General features: G+C 33.7%; 19 protein-coding genes and 2 pseudogenes. 5 read left to right on the top strand and 16 right to left on the bottom strand.

Annotated features, from left to right (window positions below):
• Positions 1 to 18 precede the first annotated feature (18 nt).
• Positions 19 to 850 (bottom strand): annotated as a pseudogene (locus Q9B79_RS16525) (transposase).
• Positions 832 to 1,395: pseudogene (locus Q9B79_RS16520) on the bottom strand (HAD hydrolase family protein); the annotation flags it as partial. The pseudogenes Q9B79_RS16520 and Q9B79_RS16525, both read right to left, overlap by 19 nt.
• Positions 1,396 to 2,646: 1,251 nt before the next feature.
• Here Q9B79_RS16520 and Q9B79_RS16515 point away from each other — a divergent pair.
• Together Q9B79_RS16515 and Q9B79_RS16510 are read left to right on the top strand one after the other, a co-directional pair.
• Positions 2,647 to 5,001 (top strand): tetratricopeptide repeat protein, encoded by a 2,355-nt coding sequence (locus Q9B79_RS16515; RefSeq protein ID WP_306185939.1) that lies wholly within the window; start codon positions 2,647 to 2,649, stop codon positions 4,999 to 5,001.
• Positions 5,002 to 5,016: 15 nt separating this feature from the next.
• Positions 5,017 to 6,240: an MFS transporter gene (locus Q9B79_RS16510; protein ID WP_306185937.1), complete on the top strand. Its 1,224-nt coding sequence runs from the start codon at positions 5,017 to 5,019 to the stop codon at positions 6,238 to 6,240.
• A gap of 793 nt (positions 6,241 to 7,033) precedes the next feature.
• Here Q9B79_RS16510 and Q9B79_RS16505 read toward each other — a convergent pair.
• From Q9B79_RS16505 to Q9B79_RS16465, 9 genes are all read right to left on the bottom strand, one after another.
• Positions 7,034 to 7,336: a hypothetical protein gene (locus tag Q9B79_RS16505; protein WP_306185935.1), complete on the bottom strand. Its 303-nt coding sequence runs from the start codon at positions 7,334 to 7,336 to the stop codon at positions 7,034 to 7,036.
• Entirely contained in the window at positions 7,312 to 7,467 is a 156-nt protein-coding gene (locus Q9B79_RS16500) for a hypothetical protein (RefSeq protein WP_306185933.1), read from the bottom strand. The genes Q9B79_RS16505 and Q9B79_RS16500 overlap by 25 nt, the downstream gene beginning before the upstream one ends.
• A gap of 102 nt (positions 7,468 to 7,569) precedes the next feature.
• Positions 7,570 to 8,895, bottom strand: coding sequence for a bifunctional S-methyl-5'-thioadenosine deaminase/S-adenosylhomocysteine deaminase (locus tag Q9B79_RS16495; RefSeq protein WP_306185930.1), 1,326 nt, complete (start codon positions 8,893 to 8,895; stop codon positions 7,570 to 7,572).
• A 53-nt stretch (positions 8,896 to 8,948) separates the two neighbouring features.
• A complete protein-coding gene (locus Q9B79_RS16490; protein WP_306185928.1) occupies positions 8,949 to 9,308 on the bottom strand; it encodes a YunG family protein in 360 nt (119 codons plus the stop codon).
• Positions 9,309 to 9,335: 27 nt separating this feature from the next.
• Positions 9,336 to 9,779, bottom strand: a complete 444-nt coding sequence (locus Q9B79_RS16485) for a GNAT family N-acetyltransferase (protein ID WP_306185926.1) — start codon at positions 9,777 to 9,779, stop codon at positions 9,336 to 9,338.
• A gap of 213 nt (positions 9,780 to 9,992) precedes the next feature.
• Entirely contained in the window at positions 9,993 to 11,507 is a 1,515-nt protein-coding gene (scpC, locus tag Q9B79_RS16480) for a succinyl-CoA:acetate CoA-transferase ScpC (RefSeq protein WP_306185924.1), read from the bottom strand.
• Between the two features lie 127 nt (positions 11,508 to 11,634).
• Positions 11,635 to 12,279: a LytTR family DNA-binding domain-containing protein gene (locus Q9B79_RS16475; protein ID WP_306185921.1), complete on the bottom strand. Its 645-nt coding sequence runs from the start codon at positions 12,277 to 12,279 to the stop codon at positions 11,635 to 11,637.
• An 81-nt stretch (positions 12,280 to 12,360) separates the two neighbouring features.
• Complete coding sequence (locus Q9B79_RS16470) at positions 12,361 to 12,966, bottom strand: pentapeptide repeat-containing protein (RefSeq protein WP_306185919.1); 606 nt, start codon at positions 12,964 to 12,966, stop codon at positions 12,361 to 12,363.
• A gap of 54 nt (positions 12,967 to 13,020) precedes the next feature.
• A complete protein-coding gene (locus tag Q9B79_RS16465; protein ID WP_306185917.1) occupies positions 13,021 to 13,944 on the bottom strand; it encodes an alpha/beta fold hydrolase in 924 nt (307 codons plus the stop codon).
• 203 nt (positions 13,945 to 14,147) lie between these two features.
• On the opposite strand from Q9B79_RS16465, the gene Q9B79_RS16460 reads away from it, so the two are divergent.
• Entirely contained in the window at positions 14,148 to 14,909 is a 762-nt protein-coding gene (locus tag Q9B79_RS16460) for a DODA-type extradiol aromatic ring-opening family dioxygenase (RefSeq protein ID WP_306185915.1), read from the top strand.
• A 52-nt stretch (positions 14,910 to 14,961) separates the two neighbouring features.
• On the opposite strand, the gene Q9B79_RS16455 is transcribed toward Q9B79_RS16460, so the two are convergent.
• The 3 genes from Q9B79_RS16455 to Q9B79_RS16445 form a co-directional block, all read right to left on the bottom strand.
• A complete protein-coding gene (locus Q9B79_RS16455; RefSeq protein ID WP_306185913.1) occupies positions 14,962 to 16,176 on the bottom strand; it encodes a multidrug efflux MFS transporter in 1,215 nt (404 codons plus the stop codon).
• Positions 16,177 to 16,343: 167 nt separating this feature from the next.
• Positions 16,344 to 17,195, bottom strand: a complete 852-nt coding sequence (locus Q9B79_RS16450; RefSeq protein WP_306185911.1) for a GNAT family N-acetyltransferase — start codon at positions 17,193 to 17,195, stop codon at positions 16,344 to 16,346.
• A gap of 18 nt (positions 17,196 to 17,213) precedes the next feature.
• On the bottom strand, positions 17,214 to 17,930 hold the full coding sequence (locus Q9B79_RS16445) for a DUF554 domain-containing protein (protein WP_306185909.1): 717 nt from the start codon (positions 17,928 to 17,930) through the stop codon (positions 17,214 to 17,216).
• A 216-nt stretch (positions 17,931 to 18,146) separates the two neighbouring features.
• On the opposite strand from Q9B79_RS16445, the gene Q9B79_RS16440 reads away from it, so the two are divergent.
• Together Q9B79_RS16440 and Q9B79_RS16435 are read left to right on the top strand one after the other, a co-directional pair.
• Positions 18,147 to 19,250 carry a CapA family protein gene (locus tag Q9B79_RS16440; protein WP_306185907.1) on the top strand — a complete coding sequence of 368 codons (1,104 nt, stop codon included), beginning with the start codon at positions 18,147 to 18,149 and terminating at the stop codon, positions 19,248 to 19,250.
• A gap of 52 nt (positions 19,251 to 19,302) precedes the next feature.
• On the top strand, positions 19,303 to 19,530 hold the full coding sequence (locus Q9B79_RS16435) for a hypothetical protein (RefSeq protein ID WP_306185904.1): 228 nt from the start codon (positions 19,303 to 19,305) through the stop codon (positions 19,528 to 19,530).
• A 79-nt stretch (positions 19,531 to 19,609) separates the two neighbouring features.
• Here the strand turns inward: Q9B79_RS16435 and ilvA are convergent, their stop codons facing one another.
• Together ilvA and ilvD are read right to left on the bottom strand one after the other, a co-directional pair.
• A complete protein-coding gene (ilvA, locus tag Q9B79_RS16430; RefSeq protein ID WP_306185902.1) occupies positions 19,610 to 20,872 on the bottom strand; it encodes a threonine ammonia-lyase IlvA in 1,263 nt (420 codons plus the stop codon).
• 31 nt (positions 20,873 to 20,903) lie between these two features.
• A complete protein-coding gene (ilvD, locus tag Q9B79_RS16425; protein ID WP_306185900.1) occupies positions 20,904 to 22,577 on the bottom strand; it encodes a dihydroxy-acid dehydratase in 1,674 nt (557 codons plus the stop codon).
• Positions 22,578 to 22,593 lie beyond the last annotated feature (16 nt).

Raw genomic sequence — 22,593 nt, 5'->3', positions numbered from 1 at the left:
AGAAAACCTATTGTTTTTCTACTTATGATTGGAGTTTTTCGCTTTTGATTGAGCTGTTGTTGTCCATTTCCTTAAATTATAGGTAACACAAATAAGACCCCATTCCAGTCGATTTTTAGAAAGGCCTCGCAAGGAAAAACGTTGGAAGAAACGATTGTATTTAATATGACCAAATACGGGTTCTACCTCTATTTTTCGCTTTCCATATAATTCTTTACCTTCTTTTGTACGTAAACGTTCTCGTACTTCTTTTCACTGTTTTTGATTTTCGACAGAGACACTGATAGATTTAGTTTCTTTTCCTTTGGCACATGTTTCTTGAAATGGACAGCCCAAACATTCTGTACAACGATAAGTTCTTTTGACAGAAGTATAACCATTGCTTGTTTGTTGTTTGCTTTCATGTGAAAAAATAAGGCGTTTTTCTAAGGTTTGAATGGTTTGCTTAATTTTTTCAGAAGTGACAGGCCTCTTTCATTTGTTCTTTTTCTAATTCCGCTTTCTGATCGTCTTCACTTGCTTGTTCAATGGTCGCGACAATCTTTTGGTACTTCTCATCTAGTTTTTGATCATATTTTTCGGTGGATTTTTTCCATACAAACGTATATCGATTGGCATTTGCCTCGATTTTTCGAGAAGAATAGATTCCTTTTGTATAGGCATATAATAAGACTTTCAACATCATTTTTGGGTGATAAGGTGGTCTGCCACTACCTGGATAACGTGATAAGAGGATAGAGAGGTCCATCGCTTCTACAGCTGTATGAACCGCACGTGAAAGATGATGTTCAGGAATATGAACCTCAACATCTAATGGAAAAGTAAGTTGTTTTTTGTTATAGCTAAAGATTTAGTTACCCCTTCTTGTAATACATTCAATATAAAAGGATGCCATCTTTTAAATGTTAGATGCGGGAATTGATGAATGTATTTCTCAACCATCTCATCGTTAGCATATAGACACATTAAATATACCTCTTGATTGTAACTCAGTGGATTTATCTTAGGATAATCATTCAATGATAATGTTTCCTTCAAAGCTCTCAATATTTTGATGTCTTTTACACCATTCATACTAAAATCTTCAGTGAAAAATGATAAACCATGTTTCTCTTTGTAAGCAAATTCAAATACTTCTTTAATGGTTTTTTTATCCAATGGTACTTTATAAATAGTCTTATGATTATGTGTCACATAATCCCCATTTGCTGTAATGAAAGTATCTATTCCTAATTCTATTATTTCTTTGCACATAGATAGCGGTCTTACTGCTACTACCCTTATTCCGTTATTTTTCAATGCTTTTATTGATTCTCTAGTATTAGATGAAATGCTACCATCCTCATGGTGTGTAATAGTACCATCAACATCAAAAAATACAATTTTGTAACCCATAAAAATCTCCTTCAAAAAAATTAAATACTGCTTACCAATTAATAAAATTACAGTTTGTAAAAAAGATAATTATCAAAATAAATAGAATTTTGCCAATGTATTATTTCGGAAAAATCAGTTTCTTCAAACGTTAATTGCGCGGCAGTATTTTGTAACTTTTTCATTTAGGGGTAATTATTCATTTAGTGATTTAATTTTTAAACTACTAAGCTTTTTAAATGATTAATACTTCATCAACTATTTGTAACATGTATGAGTTTATGATCTGATGGCCATATAGAACTTGAAAAATAGTATAAAAGGAGTTTGAGTAAAAACATAATTTTACATTTAATTATATATTTTCTACAAAAATATCATTTTGTCAACTTAATAACAGTTTGATTTTTGTATAAATTTGTAATATACAAAAAGAATTTTTAACCAAATAAAGTAAAAAAATAGAACTTTATTACATTTTATATTTACTTTGCAGAAAATTCGTACTAAAATAACAATTGTGAAAAAACTTCTTTTGAAGGGTGGTGAAATATTATGATGCGTATTATGAAAGTTGGAACAAATGAAAATATCGTTGCTCATTCTCTAAGCTATCTTGATGGCTAGTTGAAAATGAATTTCTTCATTAGGTGAAAGGCGGTGAAATATTATGATGCGTATTATGAAAGTTGGAACAAATGAAAATATCGTTGCTCATTCTCTAAGCTATCTTGATGGCTAGTTGAAAATGAATTTCTTCATTAGGTGAAAGGCGGTGAAATATTATGATGCGTATTATGAAAGTTGGAACAAACGAAAATATCGTTGCTCATTCTCTAAGCTATCTTGATGGCTAGTTGAAAATGAATTTCTTCATTAGGTGAAAGGTGGTGAAATGTTATGATGCGTATTATGAAAGTTGGAACAAACGAAAATATCGTTGCTCATTCTCTAAGCTATCTTGATGGCTAGTTGAAAATAAATTTCTTCATTAGGTGAAAGGTGGTGAAATGTTATGATGCGTATTATGAAAGTTGGAACAAATGAAAATATCGTTGCTCATTCTCTAAGCTATCTTGATGGCTAGTTGAAAATGAAAAAACATTATTTGATAATATATCAATACGAACAAGGATTACTTTTTGGTGGGAAATTAAAATAATCACAAAATGTAATTCTTGTTTATTTAATTCTATTAAACATATGCAAATGGATAATTTAGTTTATCCATTTGCATATGTTTGAAAATAAAATATATGAGGAGTGTTACGTTTGCAAAAATATAAAGAACAAAAAGAGTTATACAAAGATGTTCTAAGCTATATGTCGGAGAAAACAAATGGTACCTATTTGATTAGTGGGGAAGAATCTGAAAAAAACTTAATAATGAAGCGACTATTCGAGGAACTGCATAAAGACTTTTTTATATATAAAGCTTCCTGTAAAGACCTAAATACAAATTCTTTTTCATTTATCAAGAGTTTAATTAATCCTTATATAGAAGATCTCGAAAATAAGAATCCTACTTTACTAACAACATATGGTACCCCTATATGTTCGCTAATGCCTTGGTTAGCTAAAAAACAGACTTTTAAAGATACTTGGTTAGGTCTCGATATTCCAAGATTGGAAAACCCAACCTCGTTAACCCTGAAATATGTATATAGACTAATAAATGGTATTATTAATTTCATGTTAGCGATTGCCAATGAATATGAACCTAACAAAAAGGTTATTTTTATATTGAATGATGTTGATAAGTGTGATTATTCTAGCAGCAGATTTATTCAAAAACTAATTATGCGTTCTAAATATAGTGATTATTTTGTTATAGGTTCTTTTAGTGATGTAAAAAACAAAGTTGTAGAAAAAATAATGAATAATCAAGATGATAACATTTTGGTAGGTGAGGCGGTTTTAGGACAAGTATCAAACTTTTATAAAATCGGAATATTGAGTAATGAAGGTATAGAGCAGCCTTCAGAAGTTTTAACACCTAGAAACGAAAAACAACTACTTGACTTATATAATGGTTTGTCAGAATTAGAAAAAAGAGAACTTCTTTCAAGCTATATTAGCAGTTGTGGATTAGAAAATGATTTATTAAAAACTTATGTTTATGAATCGGCTACATATGAAGATAGGGAGATCCTACATAAGAAAAACATCAATGACTTATTAAATATTAATGAAGATTTAACATCTAAATTTTCAAAAATAGCTTATCATTTGGATAAAATAAAAGACAATAGCGACTTTGAAATACTATATGATGCCGCTAATTATTCTCAGGGCAGAGGGCATTATGAAGAAGCTATTTTTTATGTAAATGCATTAACAAATCGATATTGGGATAATTTAGATGATGAGCAAAGAGCAAAGCTATTACGGGTTAGAGGCGTTTCATACTTACTAATTGGAGAAACCCAGAGAGCAACAGAAAGTCTAGAAAGCTGTTTAACACACTCTAATGATCCTTATTTTAAAGCCAGAGTATTCTATATTTTAGGGTCATTAAAGATAAAGAAAAAAGTTACTGAAGAAGATGGGTTAAAGTATTTAAATAAAGGCTTTAATCTACTAGAGGGTATGAATGATACGCAAGCAGTTATGGCTAGAATTTGGTTAAATAATTCAAAAGCACTCTATTATTATAAAAATTCACTATATAATGAAGCTGTTCTAATTGAGAAAGAAAATATAAAAGTCTTCAAAGAAATATTAACTGAAACCAATCACAAGCTAACACAAGCTATACTTCACTATAATACTGCTTATGCCCTACAAGACATGAAGCTTCATGAACAGGCTTTAAGTTATATAGAAAAAGCTATAACACTGGTTCCTAGTCACATTGATTTGTATAACAACAAAGGTAATATATTACAGTCGTTAGGGAAATTTGAAGAAGCTATAAAACAATACGAAATAGTGAAAAACGAAGGCTTTCCAATGGACGAAGCTTATATCAATTGCGGTAATGCATACTTGTCTCTAGGGGATTACAAATCCGCATTTAAAGATTATAATTACGCAATAAATTTAGACATAGAAAACATTAATGCTTGGAATGCACGTGGTTATTTATACTATGTAGCTCATAAGTTTGAAAATGCACTTCGTGATTTATCTAGAGCTTTGAGTATTAACCACACGTATATACCGGCTTTAATTAACAGGGCAAATACTTATTGTGAATTACAAAAATATGAAAAAGCATTTGAAGATTATAACTTTGTTATCACACTTTCACCAAATTCAGTGGAGGCATATTTGAACAGAGGTGCTCTTTATCAAGAACTAAAGATTTATGATAAAGCAAAAAAAGATTTTAAAAAAGCCATTGAGTTAAATCCACTTCAAGCGGCTACGTATGTGAATCTAGCTATAATATCTTTAATAGAAGGACATGTAGAAGAAGCAAAGTTATCGATATTAAAAGCTGTAGATTTAGAACCTAATAATGCAACAATAAGAATAAACAAAACATACCTACATTTAGAGATAAATGAAATAGAAGAAGCATATAAGGAAATATCTAGTGCTTTAGAGTTATTACCGGATAATAAGGAACTTTTAGATTTATATGAAAATGTAAAAAAATCTTATCATAGTACAGTAAATTAAGGATGAAATTTTAAAATGTTAAATAGACCAATAATAAAATTATTATTAAGTAAAAATTATGGTTTGTTTTACCTAGGTTGGGCTATTTCACTACTTGGTAATAATTTATCTCGGGTTGCCTTACCAATTTTAATTTATCAAAAAACTGGCTCCAGTCTCGCAACTGGATCTGCTTTCGCATTACAGGAATTGCCGTCTGCAATCTTCGGACCATTGTTAGGTGCTTTAGCTGATAGATGGAATAGAAAGTTAATGATAATATTCGCCGATATAGGAAGAGCTCTTCTATTATTAGTTATAATATTAGTTCAAGATCCACCTTTAATTTTTGCATCTATCTTTATGATAGGGATATTAAATGCTTTATATTTTCCTGTGAGAGTAGCGATATTACCAGAAATTGTACCAAGGGATTTATTTCCAACAGTGGTTTCATTACATGGAGCAACTCAACAAATTGCGCAAATTGTAGGCCCTTCAATTGCAGCTATTATTATTAGCTTAACAGGCCCTAAGCTAGCGCTTGTAATGGATATGATTTCATTTGCAATTGGTGCAATTGTGACTACTATGGTTTTTATACCTGTTCAAAAGACCTCTAAACCAAACAATATAATTGTTGATATTAAAGATGGTGTTAGCTATCTTCTTAACAACAAATTAATTAGAATGCTAAACTTTTTTTGGATCATCTTGTCTTTTGGGTTTGGTGGAATCAATGTATTATTATTATTCTACTTAGTAGAAATAAAAATAGAAACATCATATTATGGATTACTGATGAGTCTAATAACTGTGGGGATGTTTGTTGGTATTGTATTCGGTCCAAAGGTGAAAGAGAATTATAAAAGAATTTATATTTTCTTTACCCCCGTAGTATTTGGATTATGCTTCTGTATACTTAAATTTAATATCGGATTCCTTGGATTATTAATAATCGTTACAATATTAGGTTTTTTATATGGTCTATTCAATGTTATAGCAAGTGTTATTTTTGGACAGAATATTCCAAATGAGATACGCGGAAGAGTCTATGCTACAGCTACTACTTTTACTACTCTAGCATATTCTATCAGCTCGTTTAGTTCTGGCGCTCTTGAAAAAAACGTTAAGATATCTAATATCTTTTTAATTATTGGAATTATAATAGTAGCTATTTCTACTATTATTAGCTTAAAACACTACAACCTGTTCTCAATAAAAAGAATAGAAAATGTTGAAAAAAAGATGCAAATTTAATAAACAGATTAATAAAAAACTTTCCATTTCAGTAATGAAATGTCCCAAAAATCGTGGATAATTAAAAAGTCTGTGATTCAGGGGGAATATACAAATGAAGCCTATGAAAGATCTTTTGGAATTGTCAGTTCAATTTTCAAAAGATCCAAAATGAAGGGAAAAAGAATCTAATAATTTATACTATAGAGCTTTCTTTATTTACGTTACATGGAATACAATACTATTTGGATTTAGTTCAACCAGCATTATAAAAATAAATCAGACACTATCACCAATTGCAAATTTAAATATATTACTTGCTGTAGGGATTCTATCATTTATCTTATTAATACGTCATTCTTTACATGGCATAGTTTATTCTAAAACTAAAGAAATTTCTGTTTTTAATTACATCTATGGTTCTGCTTTAGGCTTAATTATCCTTGTTATCCCCATATTTATCGATCAATACCAATGGTTAATTAAAGAGATGACTTCACTAATTATGAATTTTTAATATACTAGCAAAAAAATAATTAAATAGAACAAGAGTATGTTAAAATCCCCCTGTTCTATTTGTAAGGTGTCCGTTTCTGTTTACACCTTATTATTACCTAATTGAATAAAACCACTTATAACGAAATCTGAAAGTTCGTTTTTAAGTTCTAAAAGCAAAACTTCAAATTTAATGTAAATAAAAGGGGAATGATGCGAATAAAAGGATCATTCCCCTTTTATTATTTTAACTTAGTGTAATTATTTAACGTTTACCTGGAGGGTATCCTGTTTTACTTTTCTAATTATTATCATTTGATCATCTGTATGCTCTATCATGTTTTTGAATCACATATTCGATGAATTTTGTAAATATATCAAAGATGAAAAACTCACCAACTAAAGTGTATCCAGTCAATTTTTCATCTTTGATTTCAAACTTAAAATTTTTTAGTAGTTCATAGATTACTTTATCAATTTTTTCTTTTTTTGGGTTACTTATCTTGTTCATAATAAGTAAGCCATTTACAATGCTGTATAATCCACAAGTAGGACCGGTTTGATTAATGCCTTGTTTCATAAATTTAAAATCCCCTCCTATTTCGCTGTAAATAACACCCATTGTAACTTCTCCCCACTAAAATCAAAACGACTTGTCGCTTCAAACATACGAAGGAAATGATTTTTCTGAATCCACTCTTCTACAGACACAGACACTTGCTCTTCACGATGATGTTTTATAATACTTATCATAAGAAATCTCTCCTTCCATTCTTTTTATCAGTGTTGACACATAAAAAAGTTCAGACACAAAAGCAGGCTGTAGAGAAAATTTTCTCCACAGCCTAAAAATACCTATCTTTGTAAACCTCGTTTATAACGACTTGCTTCAAATATAATACGCTCTTCATCTAACGTTTTACATTCGCTATTCCAAACGACACGTTTTCCGTTAATGATTACATCGCTTATATCTTTTCCACTAGCAGCATATACAAGGTGCGATAACACTTCATCTGCTGGTTGTAAATGCGGCTTATTAGATGGGTCAATCGTAATAAAATCGGCACACTTTCCAACCTCAAGTGATCCTGTTTGTTTCATCCCAATTACTTCAGCAGCTCCCTTAGTCGCAAGTGTAAGAGCTGTTTCAACTGGTAAAGCTGTTGCATCTTGGTGAATACCTTTTTGTAGTAAAGTCGCTATACGCATTTCTTCAAACATATCTAAATTGTTGTTTGATGCCACACTATCTGTTGCAATTCCTACTTTCATTCCTGCTTCTAACATTGCTTTTACATTTGCTATACCAGAACCTAGTTTTAAATTACTATTCGGGTTATGAGCTACTCGAACATCATGTTCTGCTAAAAATGCACGCTCATTTTCATTTAATACTACACCGTGTGCAATAACCGTTGGCCGTTTAAATAACCCGCAACTTGCTGCATATTCTACTGGACGTTTTCCATACTGTGCTTCAATATCACGTACTTCACGCTCTGTTTCCGAAAGATGAATATGAACCATTGTTTGATTTTCTACTGCAATACGTGCGCATTCTTCTAATAGTTCTGTGGAACATGTATATGGACTATGCGGTGCAACCATCGTAGTTAACATACCACTTTCATTATAGTAACGCTTCACATATTTTTCAGCTTCTTCAATGGCTTTCTTTTCATCATCTTTCGTTCCGAAGCTAAATAAAGTTCTTGAGACAGCAGCTCGCATTCCACTCTTTGATACCGTTTCCATAATTGCATCTTGATCTACTCCAATTGGATTAAACATATCAGAGAATGATGTTGTACCACTTTTCACCATTTCAAGTAATCCTAATTCCGTACTAGCGACTGCAAGCTCTGGAGTAAACTGACTTTCAAGTGGCCAAATTCTCGTCTCAAGCCAAGGCTGTAATAACATATCATCGCCAATACCTCTTAAGAGACTCATTACAACGTGTGTATGTGTATTGACAAGCCCTGGTAAAACCCACTTTCCTTTCATATCAATTACTTCATCTACTTCAAAATCATTAGCGAATTCTCCACTCTTCACATCTATAATTTGATCATTTTCTACAATGATATATCCATTTTCTATCACTTCATTTTGTTCATTCATCGTTACGATTGTAGCGTTTACATAAGTTGTTTTCAAAAGTATTTCCCCTTTCAACTCTATGAAGTTCCCTTTAACAAGTTACCACCATTATAGTAACTTATTAAAGATTAAGAGTCAAAAGATAATTTGAATTCTTTCATTATCTTTTCCTGCAAAATGCTGTATTGTTTTTCATTTGTATCTGCAAATGCTTCTTCTCGATTTGATTTCACATCTAAATAATTCAATCTTCCATTGAACTGAGTCTCTGTAAAATCAAACCTCTCCCCACCTATACAGTTATAAAAATGCCACACCTCCCCTATTTTTGTCTTTTTGATTTCACCTCCGCATATATCTTGAACGACTAAAGCCGTTACACCACACTGTCCCTTTGCTGGATTCTCAATAGTCCACTTTGAACTTGTTTCAATCGACCATGATTTTATTAGTGCTTCATATATCCTTTTTATCTTTACATCATCCATTCTAATCTTCTCCTACTATTAATAATTTTACACATCATATTTCAAAAGAGGCAGTAATCGATCCTCAAAAACCGTTGATGGTGTCTCTCCGATTAACTTTGCTCCCATTTTCAAGTAATATCCTTTTGCATTCGGATCACTATCAATTGTAAAACTTTTTATTCCTATTTCATTTGCTTGCTCTATTACAAACTTCCACATTATTTCCCCATACCCCTTTCCTTTGTAACGAGGATGAATGTATAAGAAGTCGAGAGCCTTATCGTTACGTAAAAATGAGAAAAAACCAATCTTTGTATTATCGTTTTCTAAAACATATACAAAATTATTTTTTATGTACTCATCGGTAATTGTTAAATCCCCCTTACAAGCAAGTATGAATTCTTCGCTATAATTCCACGTTGCCTTTGAATGTAATGCGAGTTCACTTAATTCGTTTGCTTCACTTAATAATGCTTCTCTTATCTTCATGATTTTTTCTCCTCACCTTTAATATATAAACTCTTAAAACGATTCGAAAAGTAATTAAAAAAACCTCTTATTTTCGTAAATAAGAAATTAATTTTATAAATCTTTATTATAGATAACAACTTTTTAAAAGAAAAAGAACGCCATTTCTGAAAACTGGCGTTCTTTTTCTTTCAATCTTTATAGCATATTCTTTTAAGAATCATTTTTACATTTCTATACAGTTTCTACTACCGTTTCAAGCATTGTTCCATTTTCAGCATAATTCGTATGCCAAGAAAAAGCTTTTTCTAAAACATGAGGGGTTTGTCCACCTCTCGTTTTAGCTTCTTCGTAATAAGCTCTTAGCTGATCACGATACATTGGATGTGCGCAATTCTCTATAATTAATTCCACTCTTTCTCTTGGCGCCAGTCCTCTTAAATCAACATAGCCTTGTTCAGTGACGATAACATCTACATCATGTTCCGTATGGTCTACATGAGATACGAAAGGAACGATACTTGAAATGTTACCGCCTTTCGCAATCGATTTTGTAACAAAGATAGCTAGGCGTGCATTTCTTGCAAAATCACCAGAACCACCAATACCATTCATCATTTTCGTACCTAAAACATGAGTAGAGTTAACATTTCCGTATATATCTAATTCTAAAGCGGTATTAATTGAGATTAACCCAAGGCGACGAATGATTTCAGGGTGATTAGAAATTTCTTGTGGGCGCATCATTAATTTATCACGATATTTTTCAAAGTTAGAAAATACTTTTTGCATTTTCTCTTCAGAAAGCGTGATCGAGCAGCAGGAAGCAAAATTGACTTTCCCAGCATCCATAAGATCAAAGACCGCATCCTGTAAAACCTCAGAATATACTTCTAAATCTTCAAACTCAGAATCTAACATTCCATGAAGAACTGCATTGGCAACTGAACCAATTCCTGATTGTAGCGGCGCTAAACGATTTGTTAATCGCCCTACTTCGACTTCTTTTCGAAGGAACTCTATTAAATGCTGTGCCATAATAACAGTTTCTTCATCTGGAGGGACAATTGTTGATGGCGAATCTAATTGGTTTGTAAATACAATCCCCTTCACTTTTTCAACATCAATCGGAATGCCAATCGTTCCAATTCGATCATCCGTTTTCACAACCGGAATTGGAAGCCTTTCCCCTTGTTTACCTGGTTCATATAAATCATGTAGCCCCTCTAGTTGCGCGGATTGGGCCATATTCATTTCAATAATAATGGACTTAGCATTCAAAGAAAATGCTAATGAATTACCAATTGAAGTCGTTGGAATAATCATTCCGTCTTCAGTAATCGCAACCGCTTCCAAGATGGCGAAATCTATATCCATAACGTCAGCACGAAGTAATTCTGCTGTATGAGATAAGTGCTGATCTACAAATAAAAAGTCTCCGTTATTAATTCCTTTTCGCATAGTCGCATCGGCTTGGAAAGGCAATCTTTTCCCTAAAATTCCTGCCTCAGCAAATAATTTATCTACATCCGACCCTAATGAAGCCCCTGTATAAACATTTACTTTAAAAGATTTATCATTCTTTACTCGGTTTACAAGTGCAAATGGGACTGCTTTTACATCCCCAGCTCGTGTAAATCCACTTAAACCTAATGTCATTCCACTTTCAATCCATGAAGCTGCCTCTTCAGGTGTCACTACTCGATCTTTTAATCGTTGATCCCTAATTCTATCTAAATTATTCTCCATATGTAATCCCTCTCCCAATGAATATTCATAATTATTTTACACATTAACACTATCAAAATAGGGATTTTTGTATACAATGCCGAAAATTCAGATAAAACAGCAAATCTAGGTTCTAAAGCAGAACATTTTAGAATCCTAGAAGCTTACGAAAATAGCTAGCATATGATTGACTCACTGGTACCCTTTCTCCGTTATCCATTGAAAGTAAAAAAGTAGAGTGGGTATCAGGATAAATCGCTTTAATATGATTCACATTTACTATAAAGGAACGGTGGCATCTAATAAACGAATCTTTCGGAAGTAAGTATTCAAATTCTTGTAGAGAGTACTTATGTGTTCCTGTTAACTCTTCTGAATTCACATACGTCTTTTTATCTTTAGCTTCTAAATACATCACCTTTGAAAAAGGAACTGGAACCCATCCGTCTGTTGTTTTTAAAGTAACGACTGACTTCCCATCCGTTAAAGCTGGATAAATTGCCGTCACGCAACCTTCAATCTGGCCATTATTTGAAAATGGTACCGCCATTCCATGATAAGGAATACCGAAAACATCTCGGTTAATAAACTCGGAGGCTTTTTGTTTCGTTACCATTGCTTTATGAGCAATTGTTCCTTCCTTAATAGGATCCCCGGCACTAATCTTTAAATCAATTCGTTTACTTGGCCGATAGTAAATATATTCTTCCGTATTCGAAACGGCGATTGATATTTCATCTGAAAATAATTCCCCAACAACATCTAGTAGTATACCTAACGTTTTATCTTCCATAGTATTAACACCTCATTTACTATTATACTACTATTATGATTTATAAAACCGTTCAACAATTTGAACGGTTTTATAAACAATTTAGTTCACCTTAGCCCCATAGCATCTAGCTACCGCAACTGCCTGTGCTATATCTAATTTTACATTTTTTAAATTAAAACTTGTAAAGTCAATTCTATCAACTATCGCTCCTTTTAAATTTGCACCGCTAAGTTTTGCCTTACCTAATTGTGCACCGGTTAAATCCGCTTCACGTAAATCCGCTTTTTCTAAATTACATTCATATAAGTCAGCTTCAATTAAACGTATACCCTTTAACATTTGTTTACTTAAGTTCGCGAACCTTAAATTCGTGTATGACCAATCACCCGATATGATAGTTATTCCGTCTAAATTCGCTTCTTCAAAATCAGAGCCAGTCATTTTACATTCTTCAAACTTCGATACGAATAAATTCGCACCAATAAGCTTACAATTTGCAAATGTAGTTCCTTGATGGATAGAAGCGTTAAAAAGAGAACCGGTAAAATCACATTCTATGAAATTACAATTTTCAGTAGAAACTTCCGATGCATCTATCCCTCTAAAACGGCATTTTATGAACGTACAATTTTTCAATTCCTCTTCTTTAATCCAAACATCTTGAAAATCTATTTCTACATATTCTTTATTTACAAATTCACTCATAACTATTCCTCCATCTCCTTAAAGAAACCTCACTTCAAAAAGTGAGGTTTCTGCTCATACAATATGTCCATCTAACCAAGAAATCAAATCTTGAAATACTTCATCTCTATTTACTTCATGGAACATTTCATGTCTTCCATTTTCATATAAACGCAGCGTTACATCTTTCACGCCACATTTTTTATAATTCTCATATACTTCTTTTACACCTTTCCCCATATCCCCAACAGGATCACGATCTCCTGAAAAAATATGTATTGGAAGGTTTTGCGGTGTTTTCTTGAACTCTTCTAGTTTATTTACTTCTAATACACCAGAAAATAATTCTCGATAAAAACTAGTCGTACAAATGAATCCACATAATGGATCCGCAATATATTTATCTACTTGATTATTATCTGAAGATAACCAATCAAATTTTGTACGATTTGGTTTAAAGTGTGAATTGAAGTTTCCAAAAGATAAAAAGTTTAGCATCGGACTTTTCGTTTTTGCCCCGCGCAATTTCATCTCAATTGTCGCTACTTTATGACCAATAATTCCTAAAAATCCTGGATTCCCACCAGTTCCTGAAATAAGAAATCCATCATATAATTCGCCTCTAAGTTGCACAGCTCGTCTTGATAGGAAAGATCCCATACTATGACCAAGTAAAAACAATGGACATGACTGCTCTTCTTTTATCATTTCTGAAACAAATATTACATCAGACACAGCCTGACTCCACCCTATATCCGGTTCAAAATGACCATAGTCTTCTTCTCTTTTTACTGTTTTCCCATGACCTTTATGATCATGCGCATACACACCATACCCTGCTTCTAATAACGCATCAATAAAGTCTGTATAAACACCTGCATGTTCTGTCATACCATGTGCAATTTGAATAATCCCTTTCGGTTCACATTCTGGTAACCACTTGCGTAAGTAAATTTCTGATTCATCCAATGCCGTAACGAAACTTTCCTGTACGTTCATTTCGTCAGCCCCCAACTCTATTATGTACCTCAAAAATGAATATCCATTCATTATTCTTATTATGTATTATATGCAATTGCTGTCATTATGACAAACATCTTCCTTTTCCGATTAGCTGTCAAACTATTCTATTGACGAACAATCAATAAAACAGTATAGTTACTTACATAAAGTAACTAATATATTTTTAGGAGGTTTCTACTATGATGCCATCATTATTTTTAGCACATGGATCACCGATGCTCGCTATTCAAGATACAGACTATACACGTTTTTTAAAAACACTTGGAGAAACATATAAACCGAAAGCTATTGTTATTTTTACTGCTCACTGGGAAAGTGAAGTATTAACGATTTCCTCATCAGATAACGAATATGAAACAATTTATGATTTTGGAGGTTTTCCTCCAGAGTTATACGAAATTAAATATCGTGCAAAAGGTTCTTCTCATATTGCATCTATGTTAGAAACAAAATTTAAAAACAAAGGGATTCCAGTACATCATAATATGACGAGAGGTTTAGATCATGGATCATGGACACTTCTGCATCGTATGTATCCAGAAGCAAATATTCCTGTCGTACAAATATCAGTTAATCCATTCTTGCCTGCAAAAGAGCAATTTAAGATTGGAGAAGCATTAAAAGGACTTGGACAAGAAGATATTTTAGTAATTGGGAGCGGTGTTACCGTTCATAACTTACGAGCTTTGAAATGGAATCAAACTACACCCGAACAATGGGCAATTGAATTTGATGATTGGATTATAAAACATATGCAGGATGCTGATAAAGATGCATTATTTAATTGGGAGAAAAATGCCCCTCATGCACAATTAGCAGTACCAAGAGCAGAGCATTTTGTTCCTTTATTTATCGCTATGGGAAGTGGTGAAAATAACGGTGAAGTCATTCACCGCAGTTATGAGCTTGGTACGTTAAGTTATCTTTGTCTCCAATTTTAAAGAAAAGGATGAAGCAATCATTGCTTCATCCTTTTCTTTTTTATTCACCTAGTTAACTAACTTCCAAATGTCGTTTCTCTGATACCTCTTCGTTCTTATTATGAAAATAAACCCAAATACACGCAATAAACAATAGTGATGATGTAGAGAAGAAAACATATTGAAACCCTGCATGTGCTGCAATTTGTCCACCGAGTACTGGTCCAATCATATTTCCTAAAAACTGAAACGATTGATTATACCCAAATATTCGTCCCGTTACATGAGTTGGTGTATGTTGTTTTAGTAGAGTTTGTACGGAAGGTAATAATCCTGCTTGTGCAATACCTAATAAAAATCGAAGAATTAATAGTTGCCAAGCTGAGGTTACAAATGCTTGCGGAATAAAAATAATTCCTGCAGCGAACAACGCTACAACTAACGTTTTTTGAGGACCAATTTGATCTGATAATCGTCCGAGTCTTGGTGCTGCCAAAATAACTGCTAATCCTGTCGCTGACATAACTGCACCCGCAATTGTTTCAATATGTGCAGTATGAGAACCTACTAAATTTTTTACGTACAATGTTACAATTGGTTGAACGGACATATTAGCAAGTTGAATAATAAATGTTGTTACAAACAAACTAATAATTAAATGCTTCGCTGGAACCATCGTCCATACTTTTTTCGGTTGTACTTTTTTTGCTTGAGCGGAGTGATTCTCTTCATGTAGGAAGAAAAAAACGATGAGAAAAGAAAGGAATAAAAAAGCTCCTGTAACAAGAAAAACATGGCGCATTCCAATTAACTCAGACAAATATCCTCCAAGTAATGGACCAAGTAAAGAACCGCTCACGCCACCAGTTGAAATTGTAGAAATTGCCCAGCCTGAATGCTCTTTCGGAGTTTCTGCCGCAATAAATGTCATCGCCGTTGAAAGGAAACCAGATACTGCTCCCATTAAAAATCTTAGTGCGACTAGTTGATACACATCCGTTACAAATCCCATAAGCGTCATAATAATCGCCATACCAAGGCTCGCACGAATAAGCATCAATTTCCGTCCATGTATATCACCAAGCTTTCCCCATATTGGTGATACGATCGCACCCATTAAAAATGTTATACCAAATGCAAGTCCCGACCACTGTGCAATACTTGAAGTGCCAGTTACTCCTAATTCCTCAATATAAAAAGATAAAAAAGGAATTACTAAACTCATACCGGCTGCAGTGGTAAAACAACCTAGCCAACAAATCATTAAATTTCGTTTCCAGCTGGCCATTTTCACACCTTCTTTCTTTAGATACCCATTCTACACCCTTTCTTGTAAAAAGTTTAGTAATTTGCTTTACTTGTAAGATTTACTACAAAACCCGCTATTTTCTAGTAAAAATCACTACATCTCTACATTATTTTCATAAAAAAACCAACTCCCCTATATGGAGTTGGTTACTTATTCTCTAACGGTATTAAACGCGCATCACAATTTTTTTCATAAAACTCAATCGGACCTGCTTGTCCAATAATTGCGTATTCATATCCATTCTGCTTCATATTCTCTAAACAGTGATGTAACAATTGCTTCCCTACACCTTTCACACGATTTTGTTTCGCTGTGCCCATTGGACCAAACAATCCTTTCTTTCCTCTCACTACATCATAGCAAGCAAAACCTACTATCCCTTCTTCTTGTTCAGCTATATAAATAGGTACATTTTCTTTATATGTGCGAAATCCATATTCTATTGAACGTAACCAACGTTCACCAAATTCTGCTTCAACAAAACTTGCTAATTTTTCAAAATCAGAAAGGTTAGCCTTTCTGACAGTACAAGTTAAATCATTATAAGTAGGAACAAAACATTTTAGATCGACCGCTAAATCTCTTGGTTCAGCTATAATATGTAATATACCTTTTTGTATTTGTGCATTTTCAATAAACGTATCCGCGCGAAATAGTGCATACATAACATGCCCTTCATTCATTATTACTTGCTGAAAACGTTCCATACGTTTCTTCGCTATTTGTAAAATTTCTAGCACCTTATAAGATAACTTATATTGTCCTATTTCTTTATACCCTTGATCCGTTAAATCGTACTCTTTTCGTATTGAAAGCTTTTCTAAAAAGTCCGCACCAATGTGACGAAACAAATACATATATAACTCGCTGCAAACTCCAGTACCCTCTTTACACATCCCTATAAACAGATGAACTGGTTGAATGATATTATTTTCCGCCTCTTTTGCCGCAATCTTCAATATGTTATGAACACGTTTCGTAAATTGAAATTCCTCCATATGTATCTCCATCCCCTACTACTTTACTATTAAACCGTAACTATAAATAAGTGAAACGATTATTCCAACTACCAATATACCTGGCAGTAAATTGGCCACTTTAATTTTAATAATACTAAGTAAGTTCAATCCGATAGCAGCTATCATAATACCACCTGTAGCTGTCATTTCTACTATAAATTGATTCATTAATTCTTTCGGGACCAAACTATTAATTTGTGTTGCAAAAACCGCAATACCTCCTTCATATAAAATAACTGGAATTGCCGAAAATACTACACCAATTCCTAGAGTTGTCGTTAATATAATAGAAATAAATCCATCGATAATTGCCTTTGTAAATAAAATATCGTGATTTCCGCGAATCCCACTGTCGAGTGCACCAAGTATGCCCATCGCACCAATTGCAAATATTAAAGTAGCTGTTACAAAACCCTCTGATATGCTCCCTTTCCCTTTCGATCCAACTTTATTTTCTAGCCAATCTCCTAACTGTTTTAACTTTTCCTCTAATTGTAGCCATTCCCCGATGATCGTACCAATCACTAAACTTAGTATGACAACAAGAAAATTTTCACTTTTCAATGCCATTTGAAGTCCAAGCACAGTAACCGCTAAACCGATTGCATGCATAATTGTTCCCTTCATACTTTCTGGAATTCTACTAAATAATTTACCAAGTAAAGTACCAAATATAATACAAATTCCATTTACAACTGCCCCTAATATAACCATTTCTCATTCTTCACCCTTCAAATTCTTTATTTCTATATTTTGGTTTATTCATTGATTTACAGGTTATCTATATGTTAACTTAATATTGAGAATATTAACAAATGTTTTTCACAACATAAACGCAATTTTTTTGTAGTTATACATAATGCGAAACTTTAATTAACATGAGTTTTATTGCCTACAAATTGCGGTATAAATTCAAAAGGGAAGGTATTTATGAAAACTTTACTAAAACGATTTCTGTTAATAGCCTTTTGTATTACACCAATTGTTGTATTAATTAACCACTCTTTTACTTCAAAGGCGAAAGACAAACCCGATTTGCAAAACAAATCTAGTAAAACCGCTTCAACAAGTGAAAAGAAAATAGAAGATCCGGAAATTACACTCACCTTCTCTGGTGATACAATGTTCGATTGGCAGTTACGTCCTGTAATCGAAAAAAATAGGGCTGATTATCCATTCCAACATGTAAAAGAAGAAATAACAAAAGCTGATATTTCTTTCGTTAATTTAGAGTCAGCATTTACAACGAGAGAAAAGAAAGCTCCTGGACAATTATTTTGGATTAAAAGTGATCCATCTACGCTTCAAGCGATAAAAAACACTGGATATGACATCGTAAATATCGGGAATAACCATACACTTGATTATGGGCAAGATGGATTATTAGATACAATCTCTCATATAGAAAAATTAAAGTTCCCTTATATCGGAGCCGGAAAAAATGCAAAAGATGCATATACCGCAAGAGAAATGACTGTAAAAGGAAAAAAATTCAAATTCCTTTCCTTCGTCCGATTTATGCCTGATTTTACTTGGGTTGCTGATGACAATAAACCTGGCGTTGCGAATGGGTATGATTTAAACCTTGTAACAAAAACAATTAAAGAGCAAAAGAAAGATGCAGACTATTTAATTGTCTATATGCATTGGGGCGTTGAAAAATCAAACCGTCCGGTAGATTATCAAAAACAATATGTAAATAAAATGGTTACAGCCGGGGCCGACGCGATTGTCGGAAGCCATCCACATTGGTTACAAGGGTTTGAATATTATAATAACGTTCCTATCGCTTACTCATTAGGAAACTTTTTATTCCCAAGTTATGTGAACGGAAAAAGCGCTGAAACTGGCGTATTAACTTTAACTTTTAAAGGAAAAGATGTCCAAATGTCATTCAATCCTTACATCATTCGCAACAACCAAGTTTCCCCTGTGAATGAGGAGGAAAAGAGAAAAGCTCTACAATATTTACAAACGATTTCAACTGATGTAGAAATTGATGATGCAGGGAACATAAAAAATAAACGAAGCTAGATAGAACAAGATCGATTTCTCTGTACCATACTTTATAGAATAGGTGATGAACATGCTGAAAGACTTATTAGAAAATGTAAGTTTGTTAGAGAATATTTATAAAATATCTATAGCCGTTCTACTTTTATGTTCACTTTTCTCTGTTAGGCTTCTAAAAAAACTAAAACGTGAACGAAAACTTACTACCTTTGAATTTATTATGTATGTAATCATTCGTATTGCGATACTCTTTTGGTTAACTAGCTTTATCCTTCTTGAATATGGAAAATATTTAGTTTAACTATAAAAAAGATAGAACAAGCAGCATTTCCCTCGCTTGTATCTATCTTTTTTATTTGGATGCTAACTCTTTCCTTCTATTAAATAAGCAAATCAAACAAAATAGGGTTTTTATTAAGCTCCATAAATTGAATATTATTTTCTTTAAAACGAGTAATTAATTGCTCATAGTCCTCTTTATGTTTTAATTCTACACCGACTAGTGCTGGACCATTTTCTTTATTATGTTTCTTAATATACTCAAAGCGCGTAATATCATCTTCTGGTCCCAATCCTTTATCAAGAAATTCTCTTAGCGCACCAGAACGTTGCGGGAATTCAATGATGAAATAATGTTTTAATCCTTCATAAATGAGCGAACGTTCTTTCATCTCTTGCATTCTATCAATATCATTATTCCCACCACTTAGCGTACATACAACTGTTTTACCTTTTATTTCATCTCTATATAAATCAAGCGCTGCAATAGATAGTGCACCAGCCGGTTCAGCTACAATTGCATTTTTCTTATAAAGTTCTAAAATCGTCGTACAAACCTTTCCTTCTGGTACTAAAACAATATCATCAATTACATCCTTACAAGTTTCAAATGTTAACTTCCCTACTTTTTTGACAGCTGCCCCATCAACGAAACTATCTATTTTCTCTAATGCGACATTTTCATTTTGAAGAAAAGCCTCTTTCATAGATGCAGCTCCCATTGGCTCTACACCAATGACTTTTGTAGCAGGACTAACACCTTTTACATATGTACCAACACCTGATGCTAATCCGCCACCGCCAATTGCTGTAAAGATATAATCCACTGGTTTCTCCATATCATGCATAATTTCAACTGCCACTGTTCCTTGACCAGCAACTACATACGGATCATCAAACGGATGAACAAACGTCATTCCATTTTCTTCACAATAGAGCTGTGCTTCTTGGAAAGAGCTATCGAATGTATCACCAACTAATACAATTTCTGCAAAATCACCACCGAAAAATTGTACTTGCGATACTTTTTGTTTCGGTGTCGTTGTCGGCATAAAGATTTTTGACGGAATCTTCAATAAATTACACGTATAAGCAACTCCTTGCGCATGATTACCAGCACTTGCACAAACAACACCGTTTTGTAATTGTTCTTTTGATAAACTTTGAATTAAATTGTACGCACCACGAATTTTGAAAGAGCGAATCAATTGTAAGTCTTCCCGTTTTACATAAACGTCACAATCATATTTCTCAGATAGAACTGTATCACGTTGTAACGGTGTTTTAATAACGATATCTTTCATGCAATTATGTGCCATTAAGATATCTTCAATTTTCACTCTCTCCTTTACCTTTTGCACCATTTCATATCATCCTTATCTCTTTTAAATTGGCTCAATCAAAATCCGGGATTTTTAGAACTGCACCTGTATTCGCCGATGTTACCATTTGTGCATAACGCCCAAGCCAGCCCGTTTTCACTTTCGGTTCTGGTCGTTTCCATTCTTTTTTACGCTTATCTAATTCTTCGTCACTCACTCTTACTTCTAACAATCTTTCCTCAACATCGATACAAACGATATCCCCTTGTTCAAGAAGTGCAATCGTTCCGCCCGCAGCTGCTTCTGGTGAAATATGCCCTACTGAAATACCACGTGAAGCACCCGAGAAACGACCATCCGTTAATAGCGCAACATCTGCACCTAATCCCATGCCAGCAATCGCTGAGGTTGGTGCTAACATCTCCGGCATACCAGGGCCACCTCTTGGTCCTTCATAGCGAATAACAACTACATCGCCTTTCTTCACTTTCCCAAGCATAATGCCCGCAAGAGCCTCATCTTGTGAATTAAAAATAACGCAAGGTCCTTCAAATCGTTTTACTTCAGTTGCCCCGCTTTTAATAACTGCCCCAGCTTTCGCAAGGTTCCCTTTTAATATACGTAATCCCCCTTCTTCACTATGAGGGTTTTCGAGTGAATGAATTACTTCCTTATCTTTAATCTCTGCCCCAGCAATATTTTCTCTTAACGTCTGCCCAGTAGCAGTAATACGATCTAGATGAAGTACTCCCTCTTTTCGGCTCATCTCTTTCAAAATTGCACTAATCCCGCCCGCTCGATCAATATCTTCCATATGCCAATTAGAAGCAGGGCTTACTTTACATAAATGTGGTACACGTCTTGAAACTGCGTCAATACGGCTCATATCATAATCTAGTCCTGCCTCATGCGCGAGTGCTAATGTGTGCAACACTGTATTGGTTGAACCGCCCATTGCCATATCAAGCGCGAACGCATCATCAATTGCTTCTTCCGTTACAATGTCTCGTGGTTTAATATCTCTTTCAATTAAAATCTTTAATTTTTCTGCTGCTTGTTTAATTAATTCTTCGCGTCTTGGATCAATTGCTAAAATACTACCGTTACCAGGAAGTGCTAAGCCTAATACTTCACATAAACAGTTCATAGAGTTCGCTGTAAACATACCGGAACAAGAACCACAAGATGGACAGCCATGATCTTCAATATCTTTTAATTCTTCTTCTGAAATTTTCCCAGATTGATAAGCTCCTACTCCTTCAAAAACGGAACTCAGATCAACAACTTCTCCTTTAGATGTTTTCCCTGCTGCCATCGGGCCGCCCGAAACAAACACAGTCGGAATATTAATACGTAGTGCAGCCATCATCATACCTGGTGTAATTTTGTCACAGTTTGGGATACAAATCATGCCATCAAACCAATGTGCATTTACAACCGTTTCTACTGAATCTGCAATAATTTCACGACTCGGAAGCGAATAACGCATGCCGATATGCCCCATCGCAATACCGTCATCTACTCCAATTGTATTAAACTCAAATGGAACCATACCTGCTGCACGCACTGCTTCTTTAACAAGTTTTCCAAACTCATTTAAGTGCTTGTGACCTGGAATAATTTCAATAAAAGAATTACAAATCGCTATAAACGGTTTATCAAAATCTTCATCTTTCAAACCAGTTGCTTTTAATAAACTACGATGCGGCGCTTTATCAAATCCTTTTTTAATCATGTCACTTCTCATCTTGTCAAATCCCCTC

Source organism: Bacillus sp. MHSD_36, assembly GCF_030757775.1.
Lineage (GTDB): Bacteria > Bacillota > Bacilli > Bacillales > Bacillaceae_G > Bacillus_A.
The sequence above is the reverse complement of the archived record's forward strand: the minus strand, read 5'-3'. Positions and strand labels throughout refer to the sequence as shown.